Source organism: Noviherbaspirillum malthae (assembly GCF_015352985.1).
Taxonomy (GTDB): domain Bacteria; phylum Pseudomonadota; class Gammaproteobacteria; order Burkholderiales; family Burkholderiaceae_D; genus Noviherbaspirillum; species Noviherbaspirillum malthae.
Map to the genome: position 1 here is coordinate 79,374 of NZ_JACYXF010000001.1, position 15,821 is coordinate 95,194.

Annotated in this window: 14 protein-coding genes; 12 read left to right on the forward strand and 2 right to left on the reverse strand. The window is 64.4% G+C overall.

Going from position 1 to position 15,821, the window contains the following annotated elements; genetic code table 11:
- Positions 1 to 5 precede the first annotated feature (5 nt).
- From ahcY to metF, 3 genes are all read left to right on the forward strand, one after another.
- Positions 6 to 1,427 carry an adenosylhomocysteinase gene (ahcY, locus tag IGW03_RS00410; protein WP_228534850.1) on the forward strand — a complete coding sequence of 474 codons (1,422 nt, stop codon included), beginning with the start codon at positions 6 to 8 and terminating at the stop codon, positions 1,425 to 1,427.
- A gap of 83 nt (positions 1,428 to 1,510) precedes the next feature.
- Positions 1,511 to 1,852: a phage holin family protein gene (locus IGW03_RS00415; protein ID WP_194720541.1), complete on the forward strand. Its 342-nt coding sequence runs from the start codon at positions 1,511 to 1,513 to the stop codon at positions 1,850 to 1,852.
- Positions 1,849 to 2,688: a methylenetetrahydrofolate reductase [NAD(P)H] gene (metF, locus tag IGW03_RS00420; protein WP_194720542.1), complete on the forward strand. Its 840-nt coding sequence runs from the start codon at positions 1,849 to 1,851 to the stop codon at positions 2,686 to 2,688. Before IGW03_RS00415 ends, metF begins: the two co-directional genes overlap by 4 nt.
- Before the next feature lie 63 nt (positions 2,689 to 2,751).
- Here the strand turns inward: metF and IGW03_RS00425 are convergent, their stop codons facing one another.
- Positions 2,752 to 3,306 carry a 5-formyltetrahydrofolate cyclo-ligase gene (locus IGW03_RS00425; protein ID WP_228534852.1) on the reverse strand — a complete coding sequence of 185 codons (555 nt, stop codon included), beginning with the start codon at positions 3,304 to 3,306 and terminating at the stop codon, positions 2,752 to 2,754.
- A 124-nt stretch (positions 3,307 to 3,430) separates the two neighbouring features.
- On the opposite strand from IGW03_RS00425, the gene IGW03_RS00430 reads away from it, so the two are divergent.
- The 3 genes from IGW03_RS00430 to IGW03_RS00440 all read left to right on the forward strand — a co-directional run bounded on the left by IGW03_RS00430 (position 3,431) and on the right by IGW03_RS00440 (position 7,479).
- Entirely contained in the window at positions 3,431 to 5,401 is a 1,971-nt protein-coding gene (locus tag IGW03_RS00430) for a lytic transglycosylase domain-containing protein (protein WP_194720543.1), read from the forward strand.
- A 136-nt stretch (positions 5,402 to 5,537) separates the two neighbouring features.
- Positions 5,538 to 6,251, forward strand: coding sequence for a glutathione S-transferase family protein (locus IGW03_RS00435; protein ID WP_194720544.1), 714 nt, complete (start codon positions 5,538 to 5,540; stop codon positions 6,249 to 6,251).
- A 10-nt stretch (positions 6,252 to 6,261) separates the two neighbouring features.
- Positions 6,262 to 7,479, forward strand: coding sequence for a multifunctional CCA addition/repair protein (locus IGW03_RS00440; protein ID WP_194720545.1), 1,218 nt, complete (start codon positions 6,262 to 6,264; stop codon positions 7,477 to 7,479).
- A 50-nt stretch (positions 7,480 to 7,529) separates the two neighbouring features.
- Here IGW03_RS00440 and IGW03_RS00445 read toward each other — a convergent pair whose 3' ends face one another.
- Positions 7,530 to 7,814 carry a hypothetical protein gene (locus IGW03_RS00445; RefSeq protein ID WP_194720546.1) on the reverse strand — a complete coding sequence of 95 codons (285 nt, stop codon included), beginning with the start codon at positions 7,812 to 7,814 and terminating at the stop codon, positions 7,530 to 7,532.
- 42 nt (positions 7,815 to 7,856) lie between these two features.
- On the opposite strand from IGW03_RS00445, the gene IGW03_RS00450 reads away from it, so the two are divergent.
- The 6 genes from IGW03_RS00450 (at position 7,857) to cysC (ending at position 15,716) form a co-directional block, all read left to right on the forward strand.
- A complete protein-coding gene (locus IGW03_RS00450) occupies positions 7,857 to 9,701 on the forward strand; it encodes a thiamine pyrophosphate-binding protein (protein ID WP_194720547.1) in 1,845 nt (614 codons plus the stop codon).
- A gap of 25 nt (positions 9,702 to 9,726) precedes the next feature.
- A complete protein-coding gene (locus IGW03_RS00455; RefSeq protein WP_194720548.1) occupies positions 9,727 to 10,587 on the forward strand; it encodes a citrate synthase family protein in 861 nt (286 codons plus the stop codon).
- Positions 10,580 to 11,401: a citrate synthase family protein gene (locus IGW03_RS00460; protein WP_228534854.1), complete on the forward strand. Its 822-nt coding sequence runs from the start codon at positions 10,580 to 10,582 to the stop codon at positions 11,399 to 11,401. Before IGW03_RS00455 ends, IGW03_RS00460 begins: the two co-directional genes overlap by 8 nt.
- 116 nt (positions 11,402 to 11,517) lie before the next feature.
- Entirely contained in the window at positions 11,518 to 13,623 is a 2,106-nt protein-coding gene (locus tag IGW03_RS00465; RefSeq protein WP_228534856.1) for a TonB-dependent receptor plug domain-containing protein, read from the forward strand.
- Between the two features lie 117 nt (positions 13,624 to 13,740).
- Entirely contained in the window at positions 13,741 to 15,024 is a 1,284-nt protein-coding gene (locus tag IGW03_RS00470) for a sulfotransferase family protein (protein WP_194720549.1), read from the forward strand.
- Positions 15,021 to 15,716: an adenylyl-sulfate kinase gene (gene cysC / locus IGW03_RS00475; RefSeq protein ID WP_228534858.1), complete on the forward strand. Its 696-nt coding sequence runs from the start codon at positions 15,021 to 15,023 to the stop codon at positions 15,714 to 15,716. The genes IGW03_RS00470 and cysC overlap by 4 nt, the downstream gene beginning before the upstream one ends.
- Positions 15,717 to 15,821: the final 105 nt, after the last annotated feature.

A 15,821-nucleotide genomic window follows, 5' to 3' on the forward strand; every position in this document is an offset into this window, starting at 1 on the left:
GCGTGATGAGCGCCGTTATCTCGAACACAAATTCCCAGCAGGATTATTTCGTTGCCGATCTCAGCCTGGCCGATTGGGGCCGCAAGGAAATCAAGATCGCCGAAACCGAAATGCCGGGCCTGATGGCCATCCGCGAGGAATTCGCCGCATCCCAGCCGCTCAAGGGCGCGCTGATCACCGGCTCTCTGCACATGACCATCCAGACCGCGGTGCTGATCCAGACGCTGGAAGCGCTGGGCGCGCGCGTTCGCTGGGCATCCTGCAACATCTACTCGACCCAGGATCACGCAGCCGCGGCCATCGCCGCCAACGGCACGCCGGTCTTCGCCTTCAAGGGCGAGAACCTGGATGAGTACTGGGACTTCACCCACCGCATCTTCGAATGGCCGAGCGGCGAGTTTTCCAACATGATCCTCGACGACGGCGGCGACGCCACCCTGCTGCTGCACCTCGGCACCCGCGCCGAGAAGGACATCGGCGTGCTGGCCAACCCGGATTCCGAAGAGGCCGTCTGCCTGTTCAATTCCATCAAGAAGAAACTGTCGACCGATCCGACCTGGTATTCGACCCGCCTCGCCAAGATCAAGGGCGTGACCGAAGAAACCACCACCGGCGTGCACCGCCTGTACCAGATGCACAAGGAAGGCAAGCTGGCTTTCCCGGCGATCAACGTCAACGATTCCGTCACCAAGTCCAAGTTCGACAACCTGTATGGCTGCCGCGAATCGCTGGTCGACGGCATCAAGCGCGCGACCGACGTGATGGTCGCCGGCAAGATCGCCGTCGTCTGCGGCTACGGCGACGTGGGCAAGGGTTCGGCGCAGGCATTGCGCGCGCTGTCGGCGCAGGTCTGGGTCACCGAGATCGATCCGATCTGCGCGCTGCAGGCTGCAATGGAAGGCTACCGCGTCGTCACCATGGATTACGCCGCCGAGCACGGCGATATCTTCGTCACCGCCACCGGCAACTACCATGTGATCACGCATGCGCACATGAAGAAGATGAAGGACCAGGCGATCGTCTGCAACATCGGCCACTTCGACAACGAGATCGAAGTCGCGGCGCTGAAGCAGTACACCTGGGAAAACATCAAGCCGCAGGTCGACCATGTGATCTTCCCCGACGGCAAGCGCATCATCCTGCTGGCCGAAGGCCGCCTCGTCAATCTCGGCTGCGGCACAGGCCATCCGTCCTACGTGATGAGCTCCTCGTTCGCCAACCAGACCATCGCCCAGATCGAGCTGTTCACCAATACTTCGGCTTACCCGGTCGGCGTCTACACGCTGCCCAAGCACCTGGATGAAAAGGTCGCGCGCCTGCAGCTCAAGAAGCTCAATGCGCAGCTGACCGAGCTGACGGAAGAGCAGGCCAGCTATATCGGCGTGAAGAAGACCGGCCCGTACAAGCCGGATCACTACCGTTACTAAGAAACGAGTCCGGCGCCTTTTTGCCTGAGGGCAGAGCCGCCGCTCCGCCGCGTTCCCTGCATTGCCGGCAAGAGGAGGTCGACATGCGTTTGCTGCTTACCTGGCTGATCAACGCCGCGGCGTTGTTCATCGTGCCCTATCTGATGAAGACGGTCTACGTCGAGAATTTCGTGGTTGCGCTGATCGCGGCGCTGGTGCTCGGCCTGGTCAATGTGCTGATCAAGCCCATCCTGGTGCTGCTGACGCTGCCCGTCACGATACTGACGCTCGGCCTGTTCATCTTCGTCGTCAACGGCGTGATGTTCTGGATCGTCGCCAACTTCGTCAGCGGCTTCTATGTCGCCGGCTTCTGGTCGGCGATTGCGGGAGCGCTGCTGTACAGCCTGATCTCGTGGGCACTCTCCGCCTTACTGCTTAAAAAATGACACAAAAGAATTTCAGCATCGAGTTTTTCCCGCCGAAGACGCCGGAAGGCGCGGAGAAACTGCGCGCCGCGCGCGCCAAGCTGGCCGAGCTGCGGCCCAAGTATTTTTCGGTGACCTTCGGCGCCGGCGGATCGACCCAGAAGGGCACGCTCGAAACCGTGATCGAGATCCAGCGCGAAGGCCATGAAGCAGCGCCGCACCTGTCCTGCATCGGCAGTTCGCGCGAGAACCTGCGCGCCATTCTCGGCGAGTACAAGGCCAACGGCATCCGCCGCCTGGTGGCATTGCGCGGTGATATGCCGAGCGGCTATGGCGGCGCCGGAGAATTCCGTTATGCCAACGAACTGGTGGAGTTCATCCGCGCCGAGACCGGCGACTGGTTCCATATCGAAGTCGCGGCCTATCCGGAAATGCATCCGCAGGCGAAGTCGCCGCAGGACGACATCCAGAGCTTTGCCCGCAAGGTGAAGGCGGGGGCCAATGCGGCCATCACCCAGTATTTCTACAATGCCGATGCCTATTTCCGCTTCGTCGATGAAGCGCGCAAGGCAGGGGTCGACGTGCCCATCGTCGCCGGCATCATGCCGATCACGAATTACTCGCAGCTGATGCGCTTCTCGGACATGTGCGGCGCCGAGATTCCGCGCTGGATCCGCCTGAAGCTGGCCAGTTACGGCGACGATACGGAATCGATCAAGGCCTTCGGTCTCGATGTCGTGACCGGCCTGTGCGAAAGGCTGCTGGAGGGCGGCGTGCCCGGCATGCATTTCTATTCGCTCAACCAGGCGGCCACGACCACGGCACTGTGGAAGCGGCTCGACCTGTCGAATCGTTAATGCATTAAAGGCCATAAAGACATGACATGGCGGCTGCTATGAGCTCAGGCAGCCGCCATGAAGTCAAAACTCCATGGATTCGGTGATCACCCGATCCAGCGCAATGTCGAATGCATCCGCTTCGAATGCAGTCAGCGACGACGCATACGCAACACCCACCGTAACGGGGCGCGGCAACTGCGCCAGCGTGCGGTCATAGAACCCCCCGCCATATCCCAGCCGGAAGCGCTGTTCATTGAATCCCACGCAAGGCACCAGCACCGCATCGGGACGGACTTCGATGTCGCTCGCGGGAATGCCGATGCCGTATTGATCCTTTTGCATCGCATCGCCCGGCGCCCATGCAATGAAGCGCAGCGGCGCATCCTTGCGCGTCACCACAGGCAAGGCCAGCTTCATGCCGTCTGCGGAAAGTTTTTCATATACGTTTCGCAAGTCCGGCTCGCCGCGTATCGGCCAGTACACGCCCAATACCCGGAAAGGATGGTCAACGCACCAGGCTTTCAGACGTTCTCCGATGCGACTGTCCATTTCGCGCCGAACTTCGGCAGGCATTGCTTGTCTGTTGGCAAGCAATGCCTGCCGAAGTTCGGATTTGGTTGAAATGGCATTCGGCATGGCGTGGTCGATTGGTCGTGATTGCGCATGCTATTCTAGAGCATGCCTTGCGCGCTCCCCCCTGGCTCCGGTTGCCGCGCACTCATGCGCGGATCGGATACGTATTTTTTGAAAGCGGTTTTTGATGTCTTCTATGAAATGGATGGCGGGCGTTGCCATCGCCACAGCCTCGGTCGTGCTGCTGCCTCAGGCGGCTCTTGCAAAGAAGCCTGCGCCTGCACCGCAGCGCGCCGCGCCTGCGTTTGCTTCCGATGACGATGTGTTCATTGCCTTGCGCGACGCTTCGCGCAGCGGCGATCTGGCACGCATCGAAGAGCTCGCCGCCAAGCTCGGCAATTTTCCGCTGCCGTCCTATGTCGACTATTACCGTCTGCGTCCCCGCATCGCTACCGCTTCCGATCAGGAAATCCGCAGCTACCTGACACGCTACGACGGCCAGGCCATCGCCGACCGCCTGCGCAACGACTGGCTGCTCGAACTCGGCCGCACCCGCAACTGGACGCTGTTCGACGAGCAGTATCCGCTGTTCGTGCTCAACGACGATACCCAGCTCAAATGCTATGCGCTGATGTCCAGGGCCCTCAAGGGCCAGAACGTCGCCGAGGAAGCGCGCACCGTGCTGGTCGGCCCGCAGAATTACGGCGAAGCCTGCCCGGCCCTGGTGACGACGCTGGTCGAAGCCGGCCAGTTCACGCAGGACGATGTCTGGGCGCAGATCCGGCTGATCGCCGAGTCCGGTTTTCCCGGCACCATCCGCCGGCTCGCGCTGCTGACCGATGCCAGCGAGACCATGCTGACGCAGGCGCTCGACAAGCCGGATGCGGTGCTTGCGAAAGGCCCCGGCGGCAACCGCGCCGCGCGTGAAATCTTCATCCTTGCGCTGGGACGCAGCGCCAAGAACAATCCCGATCGCGCAGTGGATGCGCTCGTGGCGAATGCCAATCGCCTGAGCGAACGCGAGCGTGCTCAGGCCTGGGCGCAGATTGCGCTGCCGGCTTCGCTCAAGCTGCTGCCCGAGGCGGCGGTGTACTGGCACCGCACGCCGGGCGCGGCGCTGTCGCTGGAAAGCCATCAGTGGAAGGCCCGCGCGGCGCTGCGCGCCGGCGAATGGAAACAGGTGAAGACCGCCATCGAGGCCATGCCGGCGACGCTGGCCAACGACGGTCCCTGGGTTTACTGGCTCGCCCGCGCCTACCGCGCCGAAGGCAAGACCGAAGAAGCGCGGAAGCTGTTCGAATCCATCGCCGACCAGAACCATTTCTACGGCCAGCTGGCGCTGGAAGAACTCGGCAGCAAGATCACCATTCCGCCGCGCGCGCAAGCCGTGACCGCGGAGGAACTGGCACCGATGGCGAGCAATGCCGGCTTCCAGCGCGCGCTCAAGTTCTTCGACCTGAACATGCGTTTCGAAGGCTACCGTGAATGGAACTGGGAACTGCGCAGGATGAACGACCGCCAGCATCTGGCGGCGGCCGAATTCGCGCGGCAGAAGAACGTGCTCGACCGCATGGTCAACACGTCCGACCGCACCAAGGCCGAATTCGATTTCACCCAGCGCTTCCCGTCGCCTCACCGCAACGAGATGCATGCATCGACCGAACGCCTCGGCCTCGACATGGCCTGGGTCTACGGCCTGATCCGCCAGGAATCGCGCTTCATCCAGAATGCGCGTTCCCATGTCGGCGCTTCCGGCCTCATGCAGCTGATGCCGGCCACCGCGCAATATGTCGCCCGCAAGATCGGCATGGAAGGCTTCACCCAGAGCCAGGTCAATGACATCCAGACCAACATCACGCTCGGCACCAATTACCTGAACATGGTGCTCAACGACCTGGAAGGTTCGCAGGCGATGGCGACGGCCGCCTACAATGCCGGCCCCGGCCGTCCGCGCGCATGGCGCTCGACGCTGCAGCGCCAGGTGGAAGGCGCGGTCTTCGCCGAATCCATCCCGTTCAACGAGACGCGCGATTACGTCAAGAAAGTGTTGTCGAATGCGACATATTATGCGGCGCTGTTCGAAGGCAAGCCGCAGTCGCTGAAGGCGCGCCTCGGCACCGTGGCGCCCAAGGGATTCGCGCCCAGCGAACTGCCCTGAGGTCTCAAGAGGTCCTCTGGTTGCGCGCCGGTTTCCAAACCGGCGCAAAAGCATTATCCTCGGATGCCGTGCTGCAGCGACCCGCCGCAGCGCGGCATTTTCGCATGGCAGCTTCGTTAAAATTGGGACAAGACGTATGCAAAGCACAGAACTCGATCCAACCCTTGAGCAAACCCTCGATGCCGCAGGCAGGGCGGGCTTGAAACTGGTCATCGGCAACAAGAATTATTCTTCCTGGTCGATGCGCCCCTGGGTGGCGATGACCGCGTTCGGCATTCCCTTCGAGGAAGTGCGCATTTCCCTCGGCCGCCCCGATACCTCGTCGCGCATTGCCGAGCATTCGACGGCCGGCCGCGTGCCCGTCCTGATCTGCGGCGAAACCAAGGTCTGGGATTCGCTGGCGATCTGCGAATACCTCGCCGAGCAGTTCCCCGACAAGGGCCTGTGGCCGCACGATGCCGATGCCCGCGCCATTGCCCGCTCGGTATGCGCCGAAATGCATTCCGGCTTTGGCGACCTGCGTTCGTCGATGTGGATGAACATCCGCGCCAGCTTTCCGGGCAAGGGCCGCACGCCCGGCACGCAATCGGACATCGCCCGCATCTGCGAAATCTGGGAAGACTGCCTGGCCCGTTCCGGTCCGCACCAGTTCCTGTTCGGCGACTTCTCGATCGCCGATGCCTTCTATGCACCGGTGGTGATGCGCTTCCGCACCTACGGCGTCTGGCTGCCGCCGGCGCTGCAGGCCTACATGGACCGCGTCGTTGCGCATCCCGCGGTTGCCCAATGGATGCGCGAAGCCGTGGCCGAGGCGGACCGTCTCGAGAAATACGACAGTTATCCGGATTGATGGAGCGACGATGAAGACGTATGTGGTCGGCGGTGCGGTACGTGATGCCTTGCTCGGCCTTCCAGTGCAGGACCATGACCATGTGGTCGTCGGCGCAACGCCCGAGGAGATGATTGCCAAGGGCTTCACGCCGGTCGGCAAGGACTTCCCGGTATTCCTGCATCCGAAGACGCACGAGGAATATGCGCTGGCCCGCACCGAGCGCAAGACCGCGCCAGGCTACAAGGGTTTCGTCTTCCATGCGGCTGCCGACGTCACGCTGGAGCAGGACCTGGTGCGGCGCGACCTGACCGTCAATGCGATGGCGCAAGGCGAAGACGGCGTCATCATCGATCCCTTCGGCGGACGGAAGGATTTGCAGGCGCGGGTGTTCCGCCATGTTTCGCAGGCGTTTGCGGAAGACCCGGTGCGCATCCTGCGCGTGGCCCGTTTTGCCGCGCGCTTCCAGGACTTCACGGTGGCGCCGGAAACCAACCGCCTGATGCAGGACATGGTCGAGGCCGGCGAGGTGGATGCGCTGGTGCCGGAGCGGGTGTGGCAGGAACTGTCGCGCGGCCTGATGGAGGCGCGGCCCTCCCGCATGTTCGAGGTGCTGCGGGCCTGCGGCGCGCTGGCGCGCATCATCCCGGAACTCGACGTGCTGTGGGGCGTGCCGCAGCCGGAAAAGCATCATCCCGAAATCGATACCGGCGTGCATGTAATGATGGTGATCGATTATGCCGCGGCACAGGGTTTCGACTTGCCGATCCGCTGCGCGGCGCTGCTGCACGACCTCGGCAAGGGCGCAACGCCGCCCGAGGAGTGGCCGAAGCATTACGGTCATGAAGGCAAGGGTGTGGCGCTGGTGGAGCAGGTCTGCAAGCGGCTGAAGATTCCGAACGACTGCCGCGACCTCGCGGTGATGGCCGCGCGCGAGCACGGCAACGTCATGCGCGCGCTCGAGATGCGGGCCAATACGCTGGTGAGCCTCTTGGAACGCTGCGATGCCTTCCGCAAGCCCCAGCGCTTTCTCGACATGGTGCGGGCTTCTGAATGCGACCACCGCGGACGCACGGGCTTTCACGATACGCCCTTTCCAGAGGCGGCCTACCTCGAATCGGTATTGCGCGCCGCGCAGTCGGTGAACGCCGGCGACGTCGCCAAGAGTTGCGCAGGACAGCCGCAGCGCATTCCCGAAGCCATCCATGCGGCCCGCGTGGCAGCAGTCGGCAGTCTGGTGCGGCCGTAACATCCATAAGTCATCGCGTCCGGCCGCAAGGCAAGTGCATTGCCCGCCGGTCATCGTCCACAAAAAATTCCCGGGAAAAAAGATTCCTGATGGAACGCTTTCAGGCGCTCCGCATCCAACCCCCTTTGTGACTTTCGGTAGGGCGTTTCCAGCGATCCGCTGCATGTTCCGCATTCACCTGTTGACGGGTTGATAAAGGCATCGCGCAGCAGCGGGAAATGGCGGCGTATTACCTCGGTGTTAAGGACATGAAACATATGAGCCTTGCTGTAGGATACCCGCGCCAAGCGCATGCTCTGCCGACTCGTCACCGTGGCATGCAGTCGGGCATTCAACAAGGACTCGGCAGCCGATCATCATTCAGGGATAAATTCAACATGCGCATTACCACTCCGCTGGTCTCGGGAGCAGCCGACTGGCGGATTTCAACGGAAGGACAAATTCACGATACCGCCGACCTGATCGTTGCCTATCTGGCACAGCTTGGCGTCGACTATGTATTCGGCGTACCGGGCGGCGCCATCGAACCGTTCTACAACGCACTCGCGCGCAGCAGCAAGCGCGGCGGCCCGCGGCCGGTACTGGCGCGGCACGAGGCCGGCGCCGCCTTCATGGCCGACGGCTACGCGCGCGAGACCGGCAAGCTCGGCGTCTGCTGCGGCACTTCGGGCCCAGGCGCGACCAATATGATCACCGGCGTCGCCTGCGCCTACGACAACGGCATTCCCATGCTGGTGCTGACCGGACAGCCGGCGCTACCCAATTTCGGCCGGCGCGCATTGCAGGAATCGAGCTGCACCGGCATCGACATCGTCGCCATGTTCAGCCACTGCACCCGCTACAACACGCTGGTCACCCACCCCGAGCAGGTCGAGAACAAGCTGGTCGCCGCGCTGGCGCATGCCACCCGCACGCCGAAGGGCCCTGTCCACCTGAGCATCCCGCTCGACATCATGAAGAGCCCCTTGCCGAGATCCGGCGTGGCCTGCGACATCAACGCCATGCTCAGGCCGGCTTCCCTGATCGACGAGCAGGCAATCGATTCGCTGTGCGGTCAGCTGCAGCAGGCGAAGAATCCGCTGCTGCTGATCGGCGGCTCCTGCGGCGAAGCGGTCGGGGCGATTCTCGACATCGCCGTGCACAGGAACGCCGCTTTCATCGTCGCGCCCGATGCCAAGGGCCTGATCGATCCGCGTCATCCGCTGTACCGGGGCGTGTTCGGTTTCGCCGGTCATGCGTCGGCGGAGATGGCGCTGCGCGACAAGTCGGTCGACCTCATCGTGGCCTTCGGCTGCAACATGAATGAATGGACCAGCGGCGGCTGGAGCGATGCGCTGCTCAACCACCGCCTGGTCCATGTCGATGAATGCGAGGAGCACCTGGTGCGCACGCCGATGGCCAGGCTGCACGTGCGCGGCCATATCGCCGCCACCGCGGCCCGGCTGGCAGAACGCATGGGCGCTGCTGCCGTGCCGGTGCAGCTCGAGACCGGCTCGGTGATCGGTCTCGCCGCATCCGACGGCGCAAGGCCGCAGCTTCAGCAGCCTCAGTCTCAGCAGCCCCGCATGGCGCCGCTGTCCCTGCATGAAGGCAATCACGGCGGTCCGGTCAAGCCGCAGCAGCTGATGCATGAACTCGGCCGGCTGTTTCCCGCACATACCCGCTATCTGGCCGATTCAGGCAACAGCTTCGCCTGGGCCATCCATTACCTGTCGCCCGGCGCTGCCGCATCATCCATACCTTCCGCACCTCTCGCCGGCAAGGGCGGCTGGCTGCGCGTGACCATGGACTTTGCCCCGATGGGCTGGGCCATCGGCGGTGCGGTCGGCACCGCGCTCGGCAATCCGGATGTGCCGGTCGTTTGCATCACCGGCGACGGCAGCATGCTGATGAACGGCCAGGAGATCTCGGCGGCCGTGGCCGAAGAACTGAGCGTGGTTTTCGTCGTGCTCAACGATGCGGCGCTGGGCATGGTCAAGCACGGACAGCGGCTGGCCGGCGCGGAACGCATTGCGCATCAGCTGCCGCCGACCGACTTCGCCGCGCTTGCTCGCGCGCTCGGCGCCCAGGCCTTTACGATCGAGCGCCTGCAGGATCTCGCCGAACTCGACATCGACGCCATCTGCGAACGCCGCGGTCCGACGCTGCTCGACGTGCGCATCGATGCCGAAGAAGTGCCGCCGATGAGCCTGCGCATGCGCGTGCTGGGCACCGCGGTGTAAACCGCTCAATCATGAAAGAGACGCAATGAGCGACAAACCCTTGCCGCAGATCCATACCGAAATCTGGAACGAGGAGCCGGAACCCGACAACCGCTTCGCCACCCGCGCCGCCTACTGCCGCGGCTATGATGTGTTCGGCGAGATGGTCGGCAATGCACGCTGGGTCGAAATGCTGTTCCTCCTGCTGCGCCCCGAACTGCCCGAGCCAAGTGCTCTTGACCTGCTTGAAGCGCTCGCCGTGGCGCTGGCCAACCCCGGTCCGCGCGATCCTTCGGTGCATGCCGCGATGTGCGGCGGCATTGCCGGCTCCAATGCGGCGGCTTCCCTGATGGCTGCGCTCGCCGTCGGCGCCGGACGCTACCACGGCGCGCGCGACGTGCACGACGCAATGCTCGCATGGGCCGCCTGCGGCACCGACATCGAAGCCTGGCGCAAGCACCTGCGGCATGCGCGGCAGGATGACGGCGGCGCCGCGATCGAAGTCTGGCCGGCGCGCGAACGTCCGCCCGGCTTCGAGCCGCATGCGCCGGCCTGCGCCACGTCGACCCGGCAGCTGCTGGAGGCGCTGGCCCGCATCGGGGCTGCGCCCCGCCTGAACTGGCTGGCGGCGCATCGCGAAGCGCTCGAGGATGCCGCCGGCATGCCGCTCGAGCAGACCGGCGTGGCCGCCGCCGCCTTCAGCGATCTCGGCCTTGCACCGGAAGAGGGCGAGATGCTGTTCCTGCTGCTGCGCCTGCCCGGCGCGGCCATGCATGCGCTCGAACAGCAGCGCAAGAAGTACACAGAATTTCCGTTCTATGCGGTCGAGCTGCAGGACGGCCCGGCCGCCGGCAGCAAACAGGAAAGCCAGCAGGAAAGCCACCAGGAAAGCCAACACCATGAATGACCGCCCCATGAAAGGCCCCGGACTGCTCGCCGCCGAAGCCGGCATCCTGCGCACCCGCGTCGGCGCCTGCTGGCCGGGCAGCCATGCGGTGTTCCGCGGCCACGACCTGCACCAGGAATTCCACGATGCCGACTGGATGGACCTGTATGTCTACGGCATCACCGGACGCCGCTTCACGCCGCAGCAGTTGAAGCTGCTGCATGGCATCTGGGTCAATACCAGCTATCCCGATACCCGTCTCTGGAACAACCGGATCGCGGCGCTGGCCGGCAACGTGCGCAGTTCGCCGGTGCTCGGCCTCGCCGCCGCGCTGGCGGTATCGGAAGCGCGCATCTACGGCGGCGGGCCCGGCCTGCGGGCAATCAACTTCTTCTACCGTGCGCGCAAGGCGGTCGACGGCGGCCAGCCGCTGCGCGACTTCGTCAGCGCCGAGCTTGCCTCCGGACGCCACCTGTACGGCTACGGCCGGCCGATCGAGGCCCATGACGAGCGCCTGCCATGGCTGTCCGGCCTGGCGCGCTCGCTCGGGCTGGCGGACGGACCGTATTTCAGGATGGCGCAGGAAGTCGAGGCCATCCTGATGGACCTGGGCAAGCCGGCGCTGCGCATGAACTATGCGGCGATGACGGCCTCGCTGGGCGCCGACATGGGCCTGTCCGTGCGCGAATTCCAGATTTTCAGGGTGCCCCTGTTTTTCGCCGGCATGCCGCCCTGCCTGGTGGAGGCGGCGCAGAAGCCGGAAGGAACGCTGTTTCCGACACCCTGCAACGGTATTGCCTATACGGGAGCTGGAAAACGGCCATGGCGAAAATGATCAGGCTGTCGCGGGCATCTGACGCGGTACTGAATATTTCCCTGGAGGAATGGACTGTTACAAAGCGTTGCACTAGACTGTTACCGCTCTGCACAATAACAGGCCGGAGGAACTCCTTGAAAACCCTGTATGCGCTTCCTCTGACGCTTGCCACGCTCCTGCTCGCCCACGCTCCCGCTGCCCGCTCCGCCGATCTTCACGGCGAAGAGGACGAGCTCGCCATGGTCTACGGCGACAAGTCCACCATCAGCATCGCCACCGGCAGCAAGCAGCAGCTGCGCCGCGCGCCTGCGGTCGCCACCGTCATCACCGCCGAGGACATCGCGGCCATGGGCGCGAGCGATCTCGACGAGGTGCTGGAAACCGTGCCGGGCATCCATGTCAGCAACGCCCCCAACACCTACAGCTCGCTCTACCTGATCCGCGGCATCTACAGCGGCCAGAATCCGCAGACGCTGATGCTGCAGAACGGCGTGCCGATGACCACGCTCTTCCAGGGCAACAAGGGCAACATCTGGGGCGGTTATCCGGTCGAGAACATCGCCCGCATCGAAATCATCCGCGGTCCCGGATCGGCGCTCTACGGCGCCGACGCCTATTCCGGCGTCATCAACATCATCACCAAGAACGCGGCCGACATCGCCGGCACCCATGTCGGCGTGCGCGCCGGCTCCTTCCATACCCGCAGCGCCTGGATACAGCACGGCAGCAAGGCCGGCGAGCTCGACATCGCCGCCTATCTGCGCACCGGCACGACCGACGGCCAGCGGCGCATCATCGAAGCCGACGCCCAGACCGCGCGCGACCGCACGGCCCGCACCTCGGCCAGCCTGGCGCCGGGCCCGGTCAACGTCGGCTACGACGCGGTCGACGCCAACCTCGGCCTGGGCTACCGGAAATGGCGCCTGAATGTCGGCTACAAGCTGCGCGACGACCTCGGCACCGGCGCCGGCATTTCCTCGGCGCTCGACCCGGTCGGCAAGGAAAAGAGCGAACGCTTCAATACCGACCTGTCCTGGACCGATACCCAGCTGGCGCCGGGCTGGGGAGCGGGCGCCACCGCCAGCTATTTCGAATACCGCCAGCGCATTCCGGTCGACCTGCGGCTCTGGCCGCCGGGCACGCGCTTTCCGACCGGGCTGTTCCCCGACGGGATGATCGGCCATCCCGATACCTCGGAAAGGCAGCTGCGGCTGTCCGCCTTCGCGACCTATTCGGGTTTTGCCGGCCACAGCATCCGTGCCGGCGTCGGCCATGACGACCTGAACCTGTACGAAACGGCAACCTACAAGAATTACATGTTCGACGCCGCCGGCGTGCCCATTCCGGCCGGCGCGGTGGCCGACTATTCGCTGATCCAGCCGTTCATGCTGCCGCAGCGGCGCAAGGTCGATTATGTCTACCTGCAGGACGAATGGCAGTTCGCACCCGACTGGGCGCTGACCGCCGGCGTGCGCCACGACCGCTATTCCGATTTCGGCGGCACCACCAATCCGCGCCTGGCGCTGGTCTGGGACGCCGCCCTCGACGTCACCGCCAAGCTGCTGTACGGCCGCGCGTTCCGCGCGCCTTCGTTCTCGGAGCAGTACGGCATCAACAACCCGGTCCAGCGAGGCAATCCGAACCTGAGTCCGGAAACCATCAGCACGCTTGAAGCCGCATTCGCCTGGCAGGCCCGGCGCGATCTCCAGCTCAACCTGAGCGTGTTCAGCTATACGATGGACGATATCATCCGCGCGGTGCCCAATCCGGCGCCGGCGCCGGGCTCGACCTTCAGCAATACCGGTGGCCAGCACGGCCACGGCATGGAACTCGAGGCGGTGTGGGATGCAACCCGCACGCTGCGCCTGTCGGGCAATTATTCCTACCAGCGCTCGATCGACGAATCGACCGGCCGCGATGCCGGCTATGCGCCGCACCATCATCTGTATGCGCGCGCCGACTGGCGCTTCGCCGCCGGCTGGATGGCCGGCACCCAGCTCAACTGGGTCGCCGACCGCAAGCGCGCCGCCGGCGACAACCGTCCTCCGGTGGCCGACTACAAGACCGTCGACCTCACGCTGCGCAGCCTGCGCGGCAGCGGCAGATGGGAATTCGGCGCCACCGTGCGCAACCTGTTCAATGCGGACGTCCGCGAGCCCAGCCCCGCTCCCGGCCTGATTCCGAACGACTTGCCGCTCGCCCCGCGTGCCATTTACCTGCAGGCGGTGTACAGCATGTGACAGCCTGGCGCTGCACGAAACGAAACATCAACGCATCAACCGCGCACGGCCCCACGCCCCGCCCGTGCGCATAGCCAGAGTGGCCGCTGCAATCCAGCCTGCCGCCCGGGAAAAATCATGGATACCAAACCCAGTACCGACTATCAGCCGCCTTTCGTCCGCCAGTTCAACCGCCGCACGCGCGCCTGGAACGTCTTCGGCATGAAGAAAATCGACCTCTCCGAAGCGTCGCTGATTGCCGCCGCGCGCGCCGAAACCGGCCTCGAACGTTTCGGCGACGAAAGCTTCCTGCCGCCGCTGCGGGCCTTGCTGCATTCGCTGGAGACCGAGGCTCAGCTCAATCCCTTCGGCCGCTTCAACGCCCGCATGCGCACCATCCGTTCCCTCAAGAACCGGCTGTGGGCCAATGCCTGCTTCGAGGCGCATCCGGAAATCCTGGAGCGCGAGATCGAAGCGCCCATCGTCATCGTCGGCCCGCACCGCTCCGGCACCACGCGCCTGCAGAGGATGATGGCAACCGATCTCCGCCTGCAGCATCTCTCCACCTGGGAAGGTTTCAATCCGGCGCCGCGCCCCGGCCAGCCTAGCATGGGCCGGCAGGCGCGCTACGAGGAAGTGAAGAATTTCCTGGCGCTCGGCCGCCAGGTGTATGCCGGCGGCTATGTCGCCCATCCGATGGATGCCGACTGGCCGGAAGAGGACATGCTGCTGATGAACCATTCCTTCTGCGGCTTTTCGGTGCTGGGCATGTTCAACATCCCGGGCTATTACCGCTGGTTCCTCGACTACGACAAGACCGAGGTCTACCGCTATACCGCCAAGCTGCTCAAGCTGATTGCCTGGTCGCGCGAGCAGGAGCAGGGGAAAGCACAGCAGCCCGGACAGGGTGACCGCTGGGTGCTGAAGAATCCGCAGCACATGCTCGATCTCGGCACGCTGCAGAAGGTCTTTCCCGACGCCCGCCTGGTGTTCACCCACCGCGATCCGATCAAGACCGTGGGCTCGGTCATGTCGCTGATGTGGTATTTCGCTTCCCAGCATACCGACCTGCCGTGCCGGGCTTCCACGCGCGACATCTGGATGGACTTCTGCGAACAGTCGGCACAGCGCGGCATCGCGCAGCGCGAGCACATTCCCGCCGGCCAGCAGATCGACGTGCATTACGAAGAAGTCAACCGCGACTGGCGCTCGGTCATGCAGCGCGTCTATGCCTTCGGCGGCGTCGAATTCACGCCCGAAGTGGAGCAGGCCATGGCGCAGTGGCTAGCCGACAGCGACAGGGACCAGCTGCATGGCGGACATCGCTACGCGCTCGAGGATTTCGGCACCAGCGCCGCCGAGGTCGACCGCCGCATGATGTTCGTGCGCCAACGCTACGACATTGCGTACGAGGGAAAATGAACAAGGTCACGATCATGCGCCGGCCGGCGCCGGCACATCCGGAGTCGCCGCAGCCGCCGCAGCCTGCAGCACAGCCGGTGTCGTCCCATGTCGCCTGGCAGCAGGGCAAGGTCGATGCGGCGCAGCGCGCCCGGCTGCTCGGTCAGCTGCCCGCGACCGTCTGGCTGACCGGCCTGTCCGGGTCCGGCAAGTCCAGCATCGCCTTCGAACTGGAGCGCCGCCTGGTGGCTGCAGGCCACGCCGCCTATGTCATGGACGGCGACAACGTCCGCCACGGCCTGAACCGCGATCTCGGCTTTTCGCCACGGGACCGCAGCGAGAATATCCGCCGCATCGCCGAAGTGGCGAAGCTGTTCAATGAAGCCGGGCTGATCGTGATTACCTCCTTCATTTCACCGTACCGCCAGGACCGCGACATGGCCAGGCAGATCATCGGCGCGGAACGCTTCATCGAAACGCATCTGTGCACGCCGCTTGCGGTGTGCGAGCAGCGCGACCCGAAAGGCCTGTACCGCAAGGTGCGTTCGGGCGCGATCGCGGAATTCACCGGCATCAGCGCGCCCTACGAGGAGCCGCTGCAGCCCGAATTGCGCATCGATACCGGCCAGACAACGCTGCTGCAGTCGGTCGACGCCGTGCTGCATCGCCTGCAGGACTTCCTGGCGGCCGCGCCGGCGGTCCAGGCCGGCTGAGCGGCCAGGCAGCTTGAGGCGGTTTCATGAAATTGACCACGGAAGGACGGCCGGCTGGCATCAGCAGCCCTGAAAAACCGAAGGCTGTTGCTGGAATGCATGTTT

Coding starts and splice junctions, on each gene's coding strand:
- cysC (WP_228534858.1), top strand. CDS start 15,021: ATGAACAAGGTCACGATCATGCGCCGGCCGGCGCCGGCACATCCGGAG.
- metF (WP_194720542.1), top strand. CDS start 1,849: ATGACACAAAAGAATTTCAGCATCGAGTTTTTCCCGCCGAAGACGCCG.
- IGW03_RS00470 (WP_194720549.1), top strand. CDS start 13,741: ATGGATACCAAACCCAGTACCGACTATCAGCCGCCTTTCGTCCGCCAG.
- IGW03_RS00425 (WP_228534852.1), bottom strand. CDS start 3,306: ATGCCGAATGCCATTTCAACCAAATCCGAACTTCGGCAGGCATTGCTT.
- IGW03_RS00430 (WP_194720543.1), top strand. CDS start 3,431: ATGTCTTCTATGAAATGGATGGCGGGCGTTGCCATCGCCACAGCCTCG.
- IGW03_RS00455 (WP_194720548.1), top strand. CDS start 9,727: ATGAGCGACAAACCCTTGCCGCAGATCCATACCGAAATCTGGAACGAG.
- IGW03_RS00440 (WP_194720545.1), top strand. CDS start 6,262: ATGAAGACGTATGTGGTCGGCGGTGCGGTACGTGATGCCTTGCTCGGC.
- IGW03_RS00460 (WP_228534854.1), top strand. CDS start 10,580: ATGAATGACCGCCCCATGAAAGGCCCCGGACTGCTCGCCGCCGAAGCC.
- ahcY (WP_228534850.1), top strand. CDS start 6: ATGAGCGCCGTTATCTCGAACACAAATTCCCAGCAGGATTATTTCGTT.
- IGW03_RS00415 (WP_194720541.1), top strand. CDS start 1,511: ATGCGTTTGCTGCTTACCTGGCTGATCAACGCCGCGGCGTTGTTCATC.
- IGW03_RS00450 (WP_194720547.1), top strand. CDS start 7,857: ATGCGCATTACCACTCCGCTGGTCTCGGGAGCAGCCGACTGGCGGATT.
- IGW03_RS00435 (WP_194720544.1), top strand. CDS start 5,538: ATGCAAAGCACAGAACTCGATCCAACCCTTGAGCAAACCCTCGATGCC.